Consider the following 17,307-nt stretch of genomic DNA (forward strand, 5'->3'; position numbering starts at 1 on the left):
AACCACGAGCCAACCGAACGAGTCCGACGAACGAACAGTCGAGGTGATCGATGGGCGTCACGGGAGCCCCCGGGCCGGTGATGGACCGGGACGAGGTGGACCGTGCGCTGGCGCGGCTCGGCGCGGAGCACGAGGCGATCGAGACCTCCCTCCTCGCCCTCCAGGACCACGCGGGCCGCAGACTCCTCGAAGGCGCCGAGCTCACCGGCACGACCAAGGAGCGCTGGACGTCCGCGGACGCGTCGATCACGCTGCTGTGGGCGTACTTCGACGCGTACTCGGACGCGTTCCGCTCCGCCCGTGACATCCGTTCGCGCCGCCGCTGGTCCAGCCGCGAGGACCTGGCGGAGCTGACGGAACTGCTGCGCGGCGAGTGCGTCACGGTCGCGGGCAGCGCGACGGCGACGGCCAACGCGCCCACCCTGCACGGCACCGGGAAGCTCAGCGAGCAGTACTCGCTGGCCGGCCTGGTGGAGCGGATGAACGAGCTGTACGCGACCTCGCTGGACATGGTCGTCACCTCCGACGCGGTCTGGTCGGCCCTGCCCGCGCGGATAGATTTACTGGCCGCGGAGCTGCAGCGCACCCGCCAGCTGGCGCACTCCGTGGGCGTACGCCCCGGCGAGCACCCGGCGGGCGACGACCTGGAACGCATCACCCGCACCCTGACCGCCCTGCGCGAGCAGGTGATCTCCGACCCACTGGCGTTCTGGCTGCCGGCGCAGGGCAGTTCGGCGCCAGGCGGCGGCCGTCCGGACACCACCGTGTACGACCGTGAGGCGCGCGCCCTGGAGGACGTACGCCGGGAGATCGACGCCGTGCTGACGGTCCGCCAGGACGCGGAGGCGCGGCTGGTGAAGCTGCGTGACGTGCTGTCCCGCGCGGACCGCACCCTCGCCGAGGCACGCAGCGCGCGCGGTGAGGTGCTGGCGAAGATCGCCGCGTCGGAGGTGCCCGCCGTCAGCGGCCCGCCCACGGCGTTGCAGGAGCAGTTGGCGACGGCCGCCGAGTACCGCAGAACCGCCCAGTGGCACCGTCTCTCGCCGCTCCTGGAGTCCCTGGAGGAGAAGGCGGAGGACGAACTGATGCGCGCCCGCGAGTCGTTGACGGCGGTGACCCAGCCGCTGGCGGTCCGCGCGGAGCTGCGCGGCCGGCTCGACGCGTACCGGGCGAAGGTCGCCCGGCACGGTCTCGCGGAGGATCCGCTGCTGATCGAGCGGTACGACGCGGCGCGCCGCATGCTGTGGAGCGCGCCCTGCGATCTGCGGGTCGCGGAGCAGGCCGTGCTGCGCTACCAGCAGGCCGCCGCCGAGTTCTTCGGCGGCCCGCGGGTGCCCGGCCAGGCCGGACCCGATGACCGGAGGGGGGAGTACCGATGACCGGGACCGAACAGCGCAAGTGCCAGCGGCCCGACTGCGAGGGCAGTTACGAGGACATGGGGGGCGGCGAGCTGTACTGCGACACGTGCGGGCTCGCGCCGGTGGTGTCGGTGAGCGGCGTGGCCGGTTCGTCGTCGGCATCGGCCTCGGCGGGTTCCCGCGGGTCCGCCCCGTCCACCCGTACCTCGCGCACATCCCGTTCCTCGCAGTCCCGCCGCTCGGTCTCCGGCCGGTTGTCGCGGTCCCTGTCGGGGAGGTCGACGGGCCGTTCGGTGTCGGTGCGCAGCTCGGGTTCGACGGCCGCGTCCACCGGGCGCGGCCGGCTCGGCGCGGGACTGGTCGAGGTGCCGGGGGTGCCGCGGCCCGACCCGCGCGCGATGGTGCTGGAGAACCCGGAGGTGCCCGAGCGCAAGCGGTTCTGCTCGCGCTCGGACTGCGGGGCGCCGGTGGGACGGGCACGCGGCGAGGGCAGGCCGGGGCGTACGGAGGGGTTCTGCACGAAGTGCGGGCACCCGTACTCCTTCGTGCCGAAGCTGCACACCGGTGACATCGTGCGCGGCCAGTACGAGGTGGTGGGCTGTCTGGCGCACGGCGGGCTCGGCTGGGTCTATCTCGCCGTGGACCGGGCCGTGTCCGACCGGTGGGTGGTCCTCAAGGGCCTGCTGGACACCGGGGACCAGGACGCGATGGCCGCCGCGATCTCGGAGCGGCGCTTCCTCGCGGAGATCGAGCACGCCAACATCGTCCGGATCTACAACTTCGTCGAACACCTCGACCAGCGCACGGGCTCCCTCGACGGCTACATCGTCATGGAGTACGTCGGCGGGAAGTCGCTGAAGGAGATCGCCAACGACCGCCGCACTCCGGAGGGCAAGCGGGACCCGCTGCCGGTGGAGCAGGCGTGCGCCTACGGCATCGAGGCGCTCGAGGCGCTCGGGCATCTGCACAGCCGCAACCTGCTGTACTGCGACTTCAAGGTCGACAACGCGATCCAGACCGAGGACCAGCTGAAGCTGATCGACATGGGCGCCGTCCGCAGGATGGACGACGACGAGTCGGCCATCTACGGCACGGTCGGCTACCAGGCGCCGGAGGTCGCGGAGGTCGGCCCGTCGGTGGCGTCCGACCTGTACACGGTCGCACGCACGCTGGCCGTCATGACGTTCGACTTCCAGGGCTACACGAACGTGTTCGTGGACTCCCTGCCCGACCCCGACCACATCGAGGTCTTCCGCCAGTACGAGTCGTTCTACCGGCTCCTGGTCCGCGCCACCGACCCCGACCCGGCCCGCCGGTTCGCGTCCGCGCAGGAGATGTCCGAGCAGCTGACGGGCGTACTGCGCGAGGTCGTCTCGCTGCAGACGGGACGGGCCAGGCCCGCGCTGTCGACGCTGTTCGGGCCGGAAGTGAAGGTCACGGACTCGGAGTTGTTCGCGGCGCTGGACGGGGACGTGTCCCGGCTGGGTGCTCGCGTGACCACGCCCCGCAGGAAGTCCCCGGCGCCGGCCCTTCCCGCCCCCGGTGGCGCCGCCAGGGCGCTCAACGGCAGCCCACGGCTCGTCAAGGCCATCGACGCCGGTGCCGCCGCGCTCGCGCTGCCCGTGCCCCGCGTCGACCCGACCGACCCCAACGCGGGCTTCCTGGCAGGCCTGTTGGCCTCGGCGGCCGGGGAGCTGATCGCCGCGCTCGCCGTGGTGCCGGCGCAGTCGACCGAGACACGGCTGCGCGAGATACGGGCCCGGCTGGAGAACGGGGACGCCGGGGCCGCCCTGGAGTCGCTGGCCAGACTGCAGGAGGCCCGGCCGGACGACTGGCGGGTGGTCTGGTACCAGGGCGTGGCCGCGCTGGTGACGGGTGATCACGAGAGCGCCGCGCTGTCCTTCGACGCGATCTACGACGCCTTCCCGGGCGAGAGCCCGCCCAAGCTGGCCCTCGGGCTGTGCGCGGAGGTGCTCGGGCAGCTCGACAACGCCGCCGAGTACTACCGGCTGGTGTGGACGACCGACCCGAGCTATGTCAGCGCCGCGTTCGGCCTGGCCCGCGTCCAGCTGGCGGCGGGCGACCGCCGTAGCGCCGTGAAGACCCTGGAGTCCGTCCCGGAGGCGTCGATCCACTACACGGCGGCCCGCGTGGCCGCCGTACGGGCCCGGCTGCGGCACCGGACGGCCCTCGCCGCCGACGCGCCGTTCCTGGACGATCTGATCGCTTCCGCCGGGCAGGTGGAGGCACTTGGCGGATACGGTCTGGACGCGGTCCGGCGGGAGCAGCTCTCGGCGGAAGTCCTCGGCTGCGCGCTGGACTGGATACTCTCCCAGAACCAGGGTTTTGCCCCTTCGGCCGTCGGGGGGCGGGTGCTGCTCGGCAGCGACCTGGACGAGCGTGGTCTGCGCTTCGGTCTCGAGCGCTCGTACCGCACGCTGGCCCGGCTCGCGCAGGGCGGCGAGGAGAGGATCGACCTGGTGGAACGCGCCAACCGTTACCGCCCCCGGACGTGGGTGTAGTTGATGTCCCAGATGCCCCAGCCACCCCGGCCGACCGCGCTGTCCAGGTGCCCGAGCTGCGAGGAGCCGCTCGAGTCGGGCGACCGGTTCTGCGGCGCGTGCGGGTACGACCTGTCGGCCGTGCCCCCACGCCCCGGTGACTCGCCCACGCTCACCCTCAGCGGCGCCCTCGCCGCCGCACCGTTCACGCCTCCGGAGGCCGCTTCCGTGGACTGGCCCCTCGCGCCCGAGACCAGCAGCTCCGGCACCCCGGCGCCGGTGCACCTGGCGACCGACCTCCCGGGCACCGACTCGGGCGAGACGCCGCTCCCGACCGCTCCCGGCCGGCCGCCGGCCCCCACCGGGTCGCCGGTCGCCCCGGCCACCGGGGGTGTGCGGTTCGACCGGTCGCCGGGCGGTGAGCCCGACGAGTACCCGCTGCAGGCGCCCGCGCCCGCCCCGCGCCCCGCCGAGGCCTCGACGCCCCCGGCCGGCACCAAGGTGTGCGTGGCCTGCCGGGCGGGCCGGGTCGACACCGACGGCTACTGCGAGAACTGCGGGCACGCCCAGCCGCGTGAGCGCGACCACATGGAGGACGAGGTCGGCCCGCTCGCCGCGGTCACCGACCGGGGCCTGCGCCACCACCGCAACGAGGACGCGTACGCGATCTCCCACACCACGCTGCCCAACCGCACACCGGCGCTGGTCGCGATCGTCTGCGACGGCGTCTCCTCGGCGACCCGCCCCGACGAGGCGTCCCTCGCCGCGTCCCGGGCCGCCGGCGACTCGCTGATGGCCGCCCTGCCCCAGGGCACCCACCCCCAGCAGGCGATGCACGACGCGATCCTCGCCGCCTCGCACGCCGTGAACGCCCTGGCGGACGAGCCGGCCGGAGCCCGCGAGCACACCCCGCACCAGAACTCCCCGGCCTGCACGCTGGTGGGTTCCGTCGTCACCTCGAGCCTGCTGGTCGTCGGCTGGGTCGGCGACAGCCGCGCCTACTGGGTCCCGCTCGACCGCTCCACCGCCCCCGCCCGTCTCACCGAGGACGACTCGTGGGCCGCGCAGATGGTCGCCGCGGGCCTGATGAACGAGGCGGAGGCGTACGCCGACGAGCGCGCCCACGCCATCACAGGCTGGCTCGGCGCGGACGCGTACGAACTGGAGCCGCACACCGCTTCCTTCAAGCCGGACCGGCCGGGTGTGGTGGTGGTGTGCACGGACGGGCTGTGGAACTACGCGGAGGCGGCGGAGGAGATGGCCGAGGTTCTCCCGCCGGACGCCGCCGCGCGCCCGCTGCACGCCGCCCGGGTCCTGGTGGGCCACGCCCTGGACGGCGGGGGCCACGACAACGTAACAGTGGCCGTCGTGCCGTTCCCCGCCCCGCCACAGGGGGCAGGATCGGCCTGAGGGCACTGACAACGGGGTTGTTCTCAGGAGGACCGGAGGGGACTGGTCCACATACAGTCACCGCTCCACGGATGTGGGGTTTTCGAGGGGGAGCGAAGCAGGCATGGCCAATTTCTCGAAGTCGAACGTGCCGCAGTTCTCGGTGGACGTCTACCAGAACGAGTACCTGCCCGACGGCGGGCGCGAGGTCAGCGCGATCGTGACGGTCACCGCGACCGGCGGCGGCACCGTCGGCTCCGCCGTCGCGGCACCCCACCTCTACTCACCGGGCCAGAGCCCGGACGCGGCCGTGGCGATCATGGTCGACTGCTCCGGCTCGATGGACTACCCGCCGACCAAGATGCGGGGCGCCCGGGAGGCGACGGCCGCCGCGATCGACGCCGTGCGCGACGGGGTGCACTTCACGGTGATCGGCGGCACGCACATCGCCAAGGAGGTCTACCCGGGCGGCGGGCGGCTCGCGGTCGCCGACGCGACCACCCGTGAGCAGGCCAAGCAGGCGCTGCGCCGGCTGAGCGCGGGCGGCGGCACGGCCATCGGCACCTGGCTGCGCCTCGCCGACCGGCTGCTGTCCTCGTCCGAGGTCACCATCCGGCACGGCATCCTGCTCACCGACGGCCGCAACGAACACGAGTCGCCGGAGGACCTGAAGGCCGCCCTGGACTCCTGCGCCGGCCGCTTCACCTGCGACGCCCGGGGCGTGGGCACCGACTGGGAGGTCAAGGAGGTCACCGCGATCGCCTCCGCGCTGCTGGGCACCGCCGACATCGTCGCCGACCCGGCCGGCCTCTCCGCCGACTTCACTCACATGATGGAGACGGCCATGGGCAAGGAGGTCGCGGACGTCGCCCTCAGGCTGTGGACCCCGGTCGGCACGGAGATCAAGTTCGTCAAGCAAGTGGCGCCGACCGTCGCCGAGTTGACCGACCGTCGCACGGAGGCCGGACCGCGCGCCGGTGACTACCCCACCGGTTCCTGGGGCGACGAGTCGCGCGACTACCACGTGTGCGTCCAGGTGCCCTCCGCCGGCCTGGGCCAGGAGATGCTGGCCGCCCGTGTCTCCCTGGTGATCCCGCAGCCCGACGGCAGCGCCCACAACCTCGGCGCGCAGGGCCTCGTACGGGCGGTGTGGACCGACGACATGGCGGCCTCGACGTCGATCAACCCACAGGTCGCGCACTACACAGGTCAGGCCGAACTGGCACAGGTCATCCAACAGGGTCTGGATGCCCGCAAAGCGGGTGATGTCGACGGGGCCACGGCCAAGCTGGGACGGGCCGTCCAGCTCGCCAGCGCCTCCGGAAACGCGGATACTGCGAAACTGCTTGCGAAGGTGGTGGACGTGGTCGACGCCGCGGCAGGTACTGTGCGACTGAAGGCGAAGGTCGAAGAGGCCGACGAGATGACGCTCGAAACACGGTCCACAAAGACTGTTCGTGTAAAGAAGTAACCGAACAAAACGTAGCGAAGAGGAGAGGGGGAAGCGCCGACATGCCGACCTGCCCGAACGGACACCAGTCGGGTTCCGACGACTGGTGCGAGGTCTGCGGTCACCGCATGGCCGGTGCCGTGCCTCCGCCCCCGCCGCCACCCCCGGCGCCCGGTTACGGCTATCCGCCGCCCGGATCCGCCACCGGTGCGCCCGGCAGCCGCTCACATCTGTCCGCGGTGCCGGACGCCGAACAGGAACTGTGCCCGCAGTGCCGTACCCCGCGTGAGGGGGGCGCTCCGTTCTGCGAGGAGTGCCGGTGGAACTTCCTGACGAACACGGCGACCTCGTACACCCCGGCCGCCCCGCGCCCACCGGCCCCGGGAGCGGGCCAGGGGTACGGGGCTCCCGGTGGCCCCGGCCCCGGCCAACGGTTCCAGCCTCCGCCGCCCGGCCCGTCCTACGGCGGCGGTGACGGCTACGACTACCAGAGCTCGCGCCCGTCGCAGATCAACCGCCCCGCCGAGCCCATCCCGCCCTTCGGCGGCGACCCCTCACGCCCCGTGCCCCCGCCACCGGGCCCCACCCCAGGCGTGCCCGGCGGCCCTGGCGGCACGTCCGCCGGTGGCCCGCAGGGATACCCGCCCAGCGGTCCCGGCGGATCGCAGGGCTACCCGCCGCCCGGTCCCCCCGTCACGCAGGGCGGGCCCCAGGGATACCCGCCGCCCGGAGGCGCTGGGGGCCCTGGAGGGCCAGGTGGCGCCCCGCAGGCGTTCCAGCCGTCCGGTCCGCCCTCCCCGCCCGCGTTCCCGCAGGAGACGGGCCGACGCGGCGGCCCGCAGCCCGGCGGCGGCTTCGGCGGCGGTGACGACGACTGGGTGATCTCCCCGCCGACCGGCGGCCCGGGCGGACCGCCCGCCCCGCAGCAGGGCGGTGGCTACGGCTACCCGCAGCCCGGCGCCACCCAGGCTCCGCCGGCCCACGGCGGTGGCTACGGCCGTCAGCAGCCGCTGACCTGGTCCGCGACGATCGGCCCGGACCGCGAGTACTTCATGGCGATGATGCAGCGCTCCGGCCCCGAGGCCGCAGGCCTGAACCTGCCCGCGTACTCGCCGGAGCAGCAGCGCGCGCTCACCGGCAACCAGATCACGATCGGGCGCCGCCGTCACTCCACGGGCGAGTCCCCGGACATCGACCTGGCGGTGCCGCCGGAGGACCCGGGCGTCTCGCACCAGCACGCGGTGCTGGTCCAGCAGCCGGACGGCAGCTGGGCGGTCGTCGACCAGAACTCGACGAACGGCACGACGGTCAACAACTCAGAGGAGCCGATCCAGCCCTTCGTCCCCGTGCCGCTGCAGGACGGCGACCGGGTGCACGTGGGCGCCTGGACGACGATCACGATCCGCCGAGGCTAGGGCCTGACGGCCGGATACGGGGCCGTCAGACCGGGAGGGGCCAGGCGTACGGACCCGTGGGTTCGTCCAGCCAGGCCCACTCCCGGTCGCCGCTGACGGTGATCCCGTACCGCTCCCTTTCCGGTCGTCCCTCACGCTCCCAGAGGGCGTACGCCTCCTGCGGGTCGAGGCTGCCCCGGGTGAGCCCGAGCAGGAACCGGAACAGCTCGTGCTCCCGCGTCCGGACGGGAAGCGCGCCGAGGTGCGGGATCTCCGGGTCCGATCTGCTCGTCCCCCGCAGCGGCACGAAGTAGGCGGACGTGTGCAGGAAGCGGCCCTCGGCGTGCTCGGCGTCGCGGACGGTGAGGGCGGCCAGGCCGGTGGCGAACGGCGTCAGGATGCGGGCTCCCGGGCGGCACTGGGCGAGCCACGCGCGCGGGATCGAGGCGAGCGTGCAGGTCGCGATGATCCGGTCGTACGGGCCGCGTTCGGGCACTCCGCGCGCGCCGTCGCCGGTGACGACGACCGGATGGTGGCCGGCGGCGGCCAGGTGCCGGCGCGCCGACTCGGTGATCTCCGGGTCCAGATCCACCGTCGTGACGAGGTCGTCGCCGAGACGATGGGCGAGCAACGCCGCGTTGTACCCCGTCCCGGCGCCGATCTCCAGGACGTTGTGCCCGTCCTCGACCTCCAGCTCGACGAGCATCGCGGCCATGAGCGAGGGCTGGCTGCTGGAGGAGACCAGCTCCCCGTCGCGCATCCGGGTCGCGAGCGGCGCGTCCGCGTAGGCACCGCGCACCCAGCGCTCACGCGTACGCCGTTCCGGACTCTCGCCCCACAGCCGCTGCCGGCCGCTCACGGCACCGGCGTAGTAGTAGGGGACGAACAGATGCCGTGGCACGGCCTCGAACGCCTCCCGCCAGACCGGGTCGCGGTCCCAGACCCCGCCGGCCTCGATCATCCGCACGAGTTCCGCCCGCGCCGAGGCGGCAAGATCGTCGAGGTCGTCGACACCGTCCAGATCGCTGTCCCGGCCCTCGTGGAGATCGTCCGCGCCCATACGTCCACTGTCCTGCGCCCGACGCCGGGACGCGAGCGGCAAGGGTGTGGTCCTAAGCCTTGAGTCCTCGGTCCACCCGTCTGAGACCATGGTGAGGTGAAAGAGATTCCGCGCGGCACGCTTCAGGAGCAGACCTTCTACGAGCAGGTCGGCGGCGAGGACACCTTCCGGCGCCTGGTGCACCGGTTCTACGAGGGTGTCGCCGAGGACCCGCTGCTGCGGCCCATGTATCCCGAGGAGGATCTGGGCCCGGCCGAGGAGCGGTTCACGCTGTTCCTGATCCAGTACTGGGGTGGCCCCACCACCTACAGCGAGAACCGCGGCCACCCCCGGCTGCGGATGCGCCATGCCCCCTTCGCCGTCGACCGGGCCGCGCACGACGCGTGGCTGAAGCACATGCGGGTCGCGGTCGAGGAGCTCGGCCTCTCCGAGGAGCACGAGCGGACGCTGTGGAACTACCTGACGTACGCGGCGGCCTCGATGGTGAACACCGAGGGCTGAGCGGGAGGGCTGAGCGGGCAGGGCTCCGGGCCGGCTGAGGGCTGAGAGCCGGCCTTCAGCGGACGCTGACGTCCAGCGTCCCGAGCCCCGCCCTGCGTACGGCGATCGATCCGTACGGCGTGCGCAGCCGCAGCCAGGGCCCCGACGAGACCAGCGCGAGCGGCGCCTCACCGGACGTCTGTCCGGACAGGCTTCCTGACGTATGTGCGGTCTGTGCGGTCTGTGCGGGTCGCAGGAAGCCCAGCGACTGCGCCGCGTGCACCGCCCGTACCGGCAGACCGGTGTCCCCGACCGTCCGGGTCCAGATCTCCCGCCCGATCCGGTCGAGTTCGGCGCGGGTACGCGACTCGGGCGGCAACTCCCGCGTACGGGACCGGAATTCGGCGACGGCCGCGGCGACCATCGTGCGCAGGGCGTCCGGTGCGGGCAGGCCGGGCTCCGGTCGCCAGCCGCCGCGCGGGGGCAGTACCCCGGCCCAGGGCGGCCCGGTCACGGCCCCGGGAACGGTGAGGGTGGCGGCGGACTCGTCCACCGTCTCGAGGAGTTCACCGGCGGACACGGTGATGTCGAGGCCGACGTCCAGCCCGTCCTCGTACGGCTTGGCGAGCCGGGCCGCGCGGATCGCGAGGACCTCGAAGGAGGGGGGCCGCCCGAACACGGCGAGCGCGGTGCCGGCCACCTGGAGGCGTACCGCCGCCCCGCGGTCGTAGTGGAGCAGCCGGGCGAGGAAGGCGGCGAGATCGGCCGCCTCCCCCTCGTCGGCGAGGTGCAGGACCGTCATGCGGCGACGGCCTCGCCCTCTTCGGCCTTCTCGTCCTTGCCGTCGTCCATGTACTCCTTGAGGAACTCGCGCTCCTCGGAGGTGATGCGGCGCGGACGCTGTGTCGCGAAGTCGAACGGCACGACGACCGTGGACGCCTGGACGTACACCTGGTCGGCGTCCTTGACCTCGTAGGTGAGCGTGAAGGACGCCGCTCTTATCCGCGTGACCCACAGCTCGATGTCCACGGGCGCGTGGCGGTGGACCAACTGCCGTTTGTAGTCGATCTCATGACGTGCCACCACGGACCCCTGCTGGAAATCCTTGTCCGGGCGGAACAGGAAGTCGATACGGGCTTCCTCCAGATAGCGGAGGAAGACCACGTTGTTGACGTGGCCGTACGCGTCCATGTCCGCCCAGCGCAGTGGGCAGCGGTAGATGTGCCGCAAGATCAGTCCCGGGTCAGCTTCTTGTAGGTGGCGCGGTGCGGGCGGGCCGCGTCGGCGCCGAGCCGCTCGATCTTGTTCTTCTCGTAGGACTCGAAGTTGCCCTCGAACCAGAACCACTTGGACTCGCCCTCGTAGGCGAGGATGTGCGTCGCCACCCGGTCGAGGAACCAGCGGTCGTGGGAGACGACCACTGCCGCGCCCGGGAACTCGAGCAGCGCGTTCTCGAGCGAGGACAGGGTCTCGACGTCGAGGTCGTTGGTCGGTTCGTCGAGGAGCAGCAGGTTGCCGCCCTGCTTGAGGGTGAGCGCGAGGTTGAGGCGGTTGCGCTCACCGCCGGACAGGACGCCGGCCGGCTTCTGCTGGTCCGGGCCCTTGAAGCCGAACGCGGAGACGTAGGCGCGGGACGGCATCTCGACCTGGCCGACGTTGATGTAGTCCAGCTCGTCCGAGACGACGGCCCACAGCGACTTCTTCGGGTCGATGTTCTCGCGGCTCTGGTCGACGTACGAGATCTTGACGGTCTCGCCGACCTTGATCGAACCGGAGTCCGGCGTCTCCAGACCCTGGATCATCTTGAACAGGGTCGTCTTGCCCGCGCCGTTGGGGCCGATGACACCCACGATGCCGTTGCGCGGCAGCGTGAAGGACAGGTCGTCGATGAGAACCTTCTCGCCGAAGGCCTTGGAGAGGTTGTTGACCTCGACGACGATCGAGCCCAGTCGCGGGCCCGGCGGGATCTGGATCTCCTCGAAGTCCAGCTTCCGCATCTTGTCCGCCTCGGCGGCCATCTCCTCGTAACGGGCGAGACGGGCCTTGGACTTGGCCTGGCGCCCCTTGGCGTTGGAGCGGACCCACTCCAGCTCTTCCTTGAGCCGCTTGGCGCGCTTGGCGTCCTTCTGGCCCTCGACCTTGAGACGGCTCTGCTTGGTCTCCAGGTAGGTGGAGTAGTTGCCCTCGTAGCCGATGGCCCGGCCGCGGTCGAGCTCCAGGATCCAGCCGGCGACGTTGTCCAGGAAGTACCGGTCGTGGGTCACGGCGACGACGGTGCCGGGGTACTTGGCGAGGTGCTGCTCCAGCCACTGCACGGACTCGGCGTCCAGGTGGTTGGTGGGCTCGTCGAGGAGCAGCAGGTCGGGGGCCTCCAGGAGCAGCTTGCACAGCGCCACGCGGCGGCGCTCACCACCGGAGAGGTTGGTGACGGGCCAGTCGCCGGGCGGGCAGCCCAGGGCGTCCATGGCCTGCTCCAACTGGGTGTCCAGGTCCCAGGCGTTGGCGTGGTCCAGGTCCTCCTGGAGCTTGCCCATCTCGTCCAGGAGCGCGTCCGAGTAGTCCGTCGCCATGAGTTCGGCGACCTCGTTGAAACGCTTGAGCTTGCCCATGATCTCGGCGGCGCCGTCCTGGACGTTCTCCAGTACGGTCTTGGACTCGTCGAGGGGCGGCTCCTGGAGGAGCATGCCGACGGTGTAACCGGGAGACAGGAAGGCGTCACCGTTGGACGGCTGCTCAAGGCCTGCCATGATCTTGAGAACGGTGGACTTACCGGCACCGTTCGGCCCGACCACACCGATCTTCGCGCCGGGCAGGAAGCTCAGCGTCACGTCGTCAAGGATGACCTTGTCGCCGTGCGCCTTGCGCGTCTTGCGCATGGTGTAAATGTACTCAGCCAAGAGAAACCGTCCGGCAGCTTGAAATCTGGCAGTGGTGGGATACACCCCATCTTGCCGTACCGCCGCCCCTACGGGGAAACGAGTACGTCAGCGGCCCCGGGCGTCCGGCGGGCGGAGCCCGGGCCGCGTCATCCAGCGGGTCACCGTGCGGTCACTCGCTGTTGAGTTGTCAAGGTGCGTTGTCGCTCGCACTCACCGGCGAGCGTGCGCCCCGTGCGGCTCCTTCTTGCCGACGAGGAGCACCACTCCGCCGCCGATCACCAGCAGGACGAGCGCGATGCCCGCGATCATCGGTGTCGCGCTGGAGCTGCCGGTCTCGGCCAGGTTGACGCCACCGGGTGGGGTGCCGGGCGCCAGGGCCGGGCTCGGCTCGCTGAGGGTCTGGACCGCGTCGCCCCCCAGGCTGTCCTGGGTCTCGCAGTCGAGGACGCCCGCGAAGCGCTGCTCGAAGCCGTTCGGCCCCAGGATCGTGAAGTCGTACGGCTGGTCCTCCTGCAAGGGGATCGTCACCGTCCGTACCCCGCCGGCCGCGATGGTGTGCTCGAAGCCCATCAGCTGGAAGGTGAACGCCTGGTCGCCCTTGTTGGCGGCCGTGATGTCCACCCCGTTCTCGGCGCAGTTCTTGCGTGCCGAGAGCGCGGGGACGGGACCCGTGGCCGCCCAGTTCGCGGTCGTCGTCGCGGACACCGTGGACTCGCTGGACCCGGCGAGGATCTGGGTCTGGCTTCTGCTGTCGGAGGTGAAGGCCCGACCGACCGGCACACTGGTCGAGGCCTGGACACTCAGCGCGGCCGAACCATCCAGCGCCTTTGCGGGCACCTCGAAGAACACCTGGCCGCCGTCGACCACCGACGCGACGGCCTTGCCGTCCCGGTCGACGACCCGCACCCCGCTCGTCGCGGCGTCGGCGGGCGGTATCACCGTGACGCTGTCGGCGTCGGTGTGCACCGTGACCGGGCCGAGCCGCTCTCCGGGGTGGCCGGAGACCGCCGGCGGATCAAGGGTGAGCGAGGCCTCCGGCTCCGCGAGGCTTCGCGCGCTCTTCTCCAGATAGTCCGCGAGCTTCTCGGCCCGTGGGTCCACGGCGTCCACATCGGCGCCGTCCGAGTAGCGCCAGATGGCCACCTGGGTGCCCGCCGCCGCGTCCTGCTCGGTGAGGCCGGCCGCACCCGCCCGGCCGGCCAGCGCCGCGAGGTCGTTCACCTGCGGGTAGGAGTTCTGCAGGATCCAGCGGATTCTGCCCGCGTCCTTGTTGCCGTTCAGCGAGGTGCCGCTCCAGGAGGTCTCCTGGTATCTGGCGTCCTTCTGTGTCGGGTTGCGCAGATCTACGCCGTACGTCTGCAGCGTGCCGCCGTTGTCGACGGACATCTCGAACAGGCCCGCGGACACCTGCTGGTCCCCGTCGGCCCCGTGCACGACGGCCGCGCCGTACGTCTTCAGCCCGCCTATGGTGGCCGTCGCCCCGCCCTGCTGCTGCGGAGTCCCGTCCGCGACGGCCGTGCCCGCAGTGACCAGCGCGCCGGTGACGGCAAGACCGGCCACCATCGTCGCGGCGGCGAGCCGGGCCGCCGCCGCTCGCCCGCGCCAGGACGGCGCGGAGAACGAAGAAAACACAGAATTCCCCTTCGAGCAGGACTCGTTGACGTGGGGGGTGCGGTCCCGCCAGCAGCATCAGAAGCCCCGTGAGCTATCCGGGCATCCTAGGGATGTGGCTGCACCGCGTTTCCCAGTCCTGTCATCGGATAACCGATCCGACTCGGAATTGTTATCGCCAAGATCATCCGTATGCCGGTCAGTTCACCTATATGCCTCAGCTCGGGCGACGTCCCATCGGCCGGGCTGATGTCATGTCACCGCGGCCGGCTCCCGCTGCTGTTGGGCCTGCCCCGCACTCTCTTCGGCCCCTTCGGCCGCTGGAGCTGGTGCGGGCGTCTCCCACGTGGGTTCGGGGCGGGCCGGGGCCCCCGGCTCAGCCTTGGGTGGGCTCGCGGAGCGCCGGAAGGCGGACGTGCCCCGTGCCAGGTCGTGGCCGATCGCCACGGCGTCGATATCCGCCGACGTCCAGCTCTGCCCGTCGCGCATCTCCGTGCGCACCTTCAACCGGCCCTGCACGATGACCGGTTCGCCCAGCGACAGCGACGCCCCGACGTTTGTCGCGAGGGCCCGATTCGCCCACACCGTGAAGAAGTTGGTGTGGCCGTCCGTCCAGGTGTTCTTCTCGCGGTCCCAGTAGCGCGAGGTCACCGCGAGCCGGAACCTCGCCGAGGACCCCGACGCCAGGTCGCGGTACACCGGATGCGTCGCCACATTGCCCACCGCGCACACCATCGTCTCGTTCACACGAACCACCCCTCCCGCCCCCGGCGCACTCGCGCCGGGCGGATACCCGAACGGGCCCGTCCCGTACGGCTGTTTCCGGCACGGCGACCGCGAACCTCTCCGGTCACCGCCTCGCGTCGATCACGTCCGCCGCTTCCGTCGCGTCCGTCGTGATCGCCGCGAAGCCAGAATGCATCCGCCGGGCCGAGCCCGCTGAGCCCTGTGGACTACCGGCCGGTTGTGGAAAACTCCGTCACCCGTCCGAGGGGCCCACGTCTCCCGCTCACCTCACCCCTGCGGGGTCGACCCCCTGTGACCTGCCGGTTTACCTGCACGAACCCGCCGACCCCGACCGTTCCCCCGCGCTCACCCCACCACCGCCCGAGCCCCCGTGACCCGCACGTACTGCTCCCGTACCTCGCGATACCGCAGCAGTTCCGCCGCGACCGGATCCAGTACCCGGGCCCGGCCGCAGCCGGCCGCCGCCTGCCGCAACCGCCGTTCCGCCTCCTGCCCGTAGCGGCGGGCCGGCCCCCGAGCCGCCAGCTTGCAGCTCCACTCCACACCCGGGCCGCCGACGATGCCCACCGACATCAGCAGCACCGGCACACCCAGGTTCGGCGCCATGACGCCGACGATCTGGGCCACCAGCCACAGCCCACCGACGATCTGCAGGAGCGTCATGGACGCCTGTGCGAGCACGGCGACCGGCCACCAGCCCGGCCGGGGCGGCCGACCCGAGGGCACCCCGGCCCGTGCCGCCAGTTCGTCGAGCGCCTCTGGCAGGCCCTGCGCCCCCCGTACGGCCGCCTCGCGCACGGCCAGCGCCCATGGCGCGGGCAGTCCGGCCGACGCCCGTTCCGCGACCGTACGCACCGCCTGTTCGACCCGCTGGCGCGCCGTGGCCTCCTCGTCCGGTTGCTCGCGTACGGGGAAGCGGCCGGTGGAGGTTTCGCGCAAGACCTGGCACCAGCGCAGCAGCCGCAGCCACGGGGTGCCGCAGGCGCGGTTCGCGTTGCGCAGCCAGACGCGTTCGGCGGCCTGGCCGGCGGCGGTGGCACCCACGGCGTCGGCGAGCCGGTCGGAGAACTCGTCGCGGGCCCGTTCGCTCAGCCCGACGCGCCGGCCGGTGGCGTAGACGGGCCGCAACTGCCAGGCGGCGGCGTCGAGGTCGGCCGAGATCCGGCGCGCCGCGGCCCCGCGTTCGCCGACGAACTGGCCGAGCGCGTCGCGCAGTTCGCCGACGCCGTCTCCGGTGAGCGCGGACAGCGCCAGTACGGTGGCGCCCGGTTCGCCGTACTCCCCCAGGGCGATGCCGTCCTCGTCGAGCAGTCGCCGCAGGTCGTCGAGGACCTGGTGGGCGGCCTCGCCGGGCAGGCGGTCCACCTGGTTGAGGACGACGAACATGACCTCGGCGTGCCCGGCCATGGGCCGTAGATAGCGCTCGTGGAGCACGGCGTCCGCGTACTTCTCCGGGTCGACGACCCAGATGACCGCGTCGACCAACGCCAGTACGCGGTCCACCTGTTCGCGGTGCTGGACGGCCGCCGAGTCGTGGTCGGGCAGGTCGACCAGGACCAGTCCGCGCAGCTGCGCCTCCGCCTCCGGGCTCTGCAGCGGGCGTCGGCGCAGCCGTCCGGGGATGCCCAGGCGGTCGATGAGGGTGGCTGCGCCGTCGCTCCAGCTGCACGCGATGGGCGCGGCGGTTGTGGGCCGGCGTACGCCGGTCTCCGAGATGGCGACTCCGGCGAGGGCGTTGAACAGCTGGGACTTGCCGCTGCCGGTGGCGCCCGCGATGGCGACGACGGTGTGCTGCCCGGAGAGCCTGCGCCGGGCCGCCGCCTCGTCGAGGACCCGGCCGGCCTCGGCGAGCGTTCTGCTGTCGAGCCGGGTACGGGACAGCCCCACGAGCTCGCGCAGCGCGTCGAGCCGGGAGCGCAGCGGTCCGTCGTACGCGAGGGGCATCACCGGCGGGGGCGCGCTGCTGGAGATCCGGGTCTCGATGACCGTCTCGCGCGCGGGAGGAGGGTCCGTCTCGGAGACGCGGCGGGCGATCAGCCCGTCGTCCCAGGCACCGGAGGGGTCGGGTTCGGGGTGGGGGGTTGGAGGGGGGGTTGAGTCAGGGGTCTCTTTGGGGGCTTTCTCAGGGGTGGACTTACCGGCGGAGGGGGTGGGGGTGGGGGGAGGGGTGGCGGTGTCGGAATCGGCCGTCACGCGCGCGTGGCGGCCTCCGTCACCGTCGGCATCGGCATCGGCATCGGCACCGGCATCTGGGGAAGGGGCCCATTTCGGAGCCTCGCCTGCGGGCTTTTCACCCTCGGGACCCTTCGCCTCGCCCTGCTTCTCGTCTGTCTTCTGCTCCTGCTGCTCCAGCTGCTCCCGCTGCTCCTTCTGCTCCTCCTGTGGGTCGTTTTCGGCCGAGGCGTCGGGGTGGTCGTGGTCAGTGACGGCGGTCACCG

Annotated in this window: 13 protein-coding genes; 6 read left to right on the forward strand and 7 right to left on the reverse strand. The window is 72.1% G+C overall.

Annotated elements, in window-relative coordinates; all coding sequences use genetic code 11:
• Window positions 1–50: 50 nt before the first annotated feature.
• The 5 genes from ABZ855_RS31090 to ABZ855_RS31110 all read left to right on the forward strand — a co-directional run bounded on the left by ABZ855_RS31090 (window position 51) and on the right by ABZ855_RS31110 (window position 8,113).
• On the forward strand, window positions 51–1,379 hold the full coding sequence (locus ABZ855_RS31090; protein ID WP_360812485.1) for a hypothetical protein: 1,329 nt from the start codon (window positions 51–53) through the stop codon (window positions 1,377–1,379).
• Window positions 1,376–3,880, forward strand: a complete 2,505-nt coding sequence (locus ABZ855_RS31095) for a tetratricopeptide repeat protein (RefSeq protein ID WP_360812487.1) — start codon at window positions 1,376–1,378, stop codon at window positions 3,878–3,880. Before ABZ855_RS31090 ends, ABZ855_RS31095 begins: the two co-directional genes overlap by 4 nt.
• The gene (locus tag ABZ855_RS31100; protein ID WP_360812489.1) at window positions 3,881–5,269 is read left to right on the forward strand and encodes a protein phosphatase 2C domain-containing protein; all 1,389 of its coding nucleotides are present in this window, start codon (window positions 3,881–3,883) and stop codon (window positions 5,267–5,269) included.
• A gap of 103 nt (window positions 5,270–5,372) precedes the next feature.
• Window positions 5,373–6,719: a VWA domain-containing protein gene (locus ABZ855_RS31105; protein WP_360812491.1), complete on the forward strand. Its 1,347-nt coding sequence runs from the start codon at window positions 5,373–5,375 to the stop codon at window positions 6,717–6,719.
• A 41-nt stretch (window positions 6,720–6,760) separates the two neighbouring features.
• Window positions 6,761–8,113 (forward strand): FHA domain-containing protein, encoded by a 1,353-nt coding sequence (locus tag ABZ855_RS31110; protein ID WP_360812493.1) that lies wholly within the window; start codon window positions 6,761–6,763, stop codon window positions 8,111–8,113.
• 25 nt (window positions 8,114–8,138) lie between these two features.
• Here ABZ855_RS31110 and ABZ855_RS31115 read toward each other — a convergent pair whose 3' ends face one another.
• Window positions 8,139–9,152 (reverse strand): methyltransferase domain-containing protein, encoded by a 1,014-nt coding sequence (locus tag ABZ855_RS31115; protein WP_360812495.1) that lies wholly within the window; start codon window positions 9,150–9,152, stop codon window positions 8,139–8,141.
• 96 nt (window positions 9,153–9,248) lie between these two features.
• Between ABZ855_RS31115 and ABZ855_RS31120 the strand changes: the two genes are divergently transcribed.
• On the forward strand, window positions 9,249–9,653 hold the full coding sequence (locus tag ABZ855_RS31120; RefSeq protein ID WP_319204249.1) for a globin: 405 nt from the start codon (window positions 9,249–9,251) through the stop codon (window positions 9,651–9,653).
• Window positions 9,654–9,708: 55 nt separating this feature from the next.
• Here ABZ855_RS31120 and ABZ855_RS31125 read toward each other — a convergent pair whose 3' ends face one another.
• The 6 genes from ABZ855_RS31125 to ABZ855_RS31150 form a co-directional block, all read right to left on the reverse strand.
• Window positions 9,709–10,434 carry a hypothetical protein gene (locus ABZ855_RS31125; protein ID WP_360812497.1) on the reverse strand — a complete coding sequence of 242 codons (726 nt, stop codon included), beginning with the start codon at window positions 10,432–10,434 and terminating at the stop codon, window positions 9,709–9,711.
• A complete protein-coding gene (locus tag ABZ855_RS31130; RefSeq protein WP_360812499.1) occupies window positions 10,431–10,862 on the reverse strand; it encodes a thioesterase family protein in 432 nt (143 codons plus the stop codon). The genes ABZ855_RS31125 and ABZ855_RS31130 overlap by 4 nt, the downstream gene beginning before the upstream one ends.
• A gap of 2 nt (window positions 10,863–10,864) precedes the next feature.
• Window positions 10,865–12,529, reverse strand: coding sequence for an energy-dependent translational throttle protein EttA (gene ettA, locus ABZ855_RS31135; RefSeq protein ID WP_360812501.1), 1,665 nt, complete (start codon window positions 12,527–12,529; stop codon window positions 10,865–10,867).
• Window positions 12,530–12,721: 192 nt separating this feature from the next.
• Complete coding sequence (locus ABZ855_RS31140) at window positions 12,722–14,143, reverse strand: TQXA domain-containing protein (protein ID WP_360812503.1); 1,422 nt, start codon at window positions 14,141–14,143, stop codon at window positions 12,722–12,724.
• Between the two features lie 231 nt (window positions 14,144–14,374).
• A complete protein-coding gene (locus tag ABZ855_RS31145; protein ID WP_360812505.1) occupies window positions 14,375–14,869 on the reverse strand; it encodes a single-stranded DNA-binding protein in 495 nt (164 codons plus the stop codon).
• A 345-nt stretch (window positions 14,870–15,214) separates the two neighbouring features.
• Window positions 15,215–17,305 (reverse strand): YfjP family GTPase, encoded by a 2,091-nt coding sequence (locus tag ABZ855_RS31150; RefSeq protein ID WP_360812507.1) that lies wholly within the window; start codon window positions 17,303–17,305, stop codon window positions 15,215–15,217.
• Window positions 17,306–17,307: the final 2 nt, after the last annotated feature.

The sequence above is a fragment of the Streptomyces sp. NPDC047042 genome (assembly GCF_040644035.1).
In the GTDB taxonomy this organism is placed as follows: Bacteria; Actinomycetota; Actinomycetes; order Streptomycetales; family Streptomycetaceae; genus Streptomyces.

Excerpts from the sequence above, each read along its gene's own strand:
- ABZ855_RS31090 (WP_360812485.1), top strand. The coding sequence starts at position 51 with ATGGGCGTCACGGGAGCCCCCGGGCCGGTGATGGACCGGGACGAGGTG.
- ABZ855_RS31095 (WP_360812487.1), top strand. The coding sequence starts at position 1,376 with ATGACCGGGACCGAACAGCGCAAGTGCCAGCGGCCCGACTGCGAGGGC.
- ABZ855_RS31105 (WP_360812491.1), top strand. The coding sequence starts at position 5,373 with ATGGCCAATTTCTCGAAGTCGAACGTGCCGCAGTTCTCGGTGGACGTC.
- ABZ855_RS31110 (WP_360812493.1), top strand. The coding sequence starts at position 6,761 with ATGCCGACCTGCCCGAACGGACACCAGTCGGGTTCCGACGACTGGTGC.
- ABZ855_RS31115 (WP_360812495.1), bottom strand. The coding sequence starts at position 9,152 with ATGGGCGCGGACGATCTCCACGAGGGCCGGGACAGCGATCTGGACGGT.
- ABZ855_RS31125 (WP_360812497.1), bottom strand. The coding sequence starts at position 10,434 with ATGACGGTCCTGCACCTCGCCGACGAGGGGGAGGCGGCCGATCTCGCC.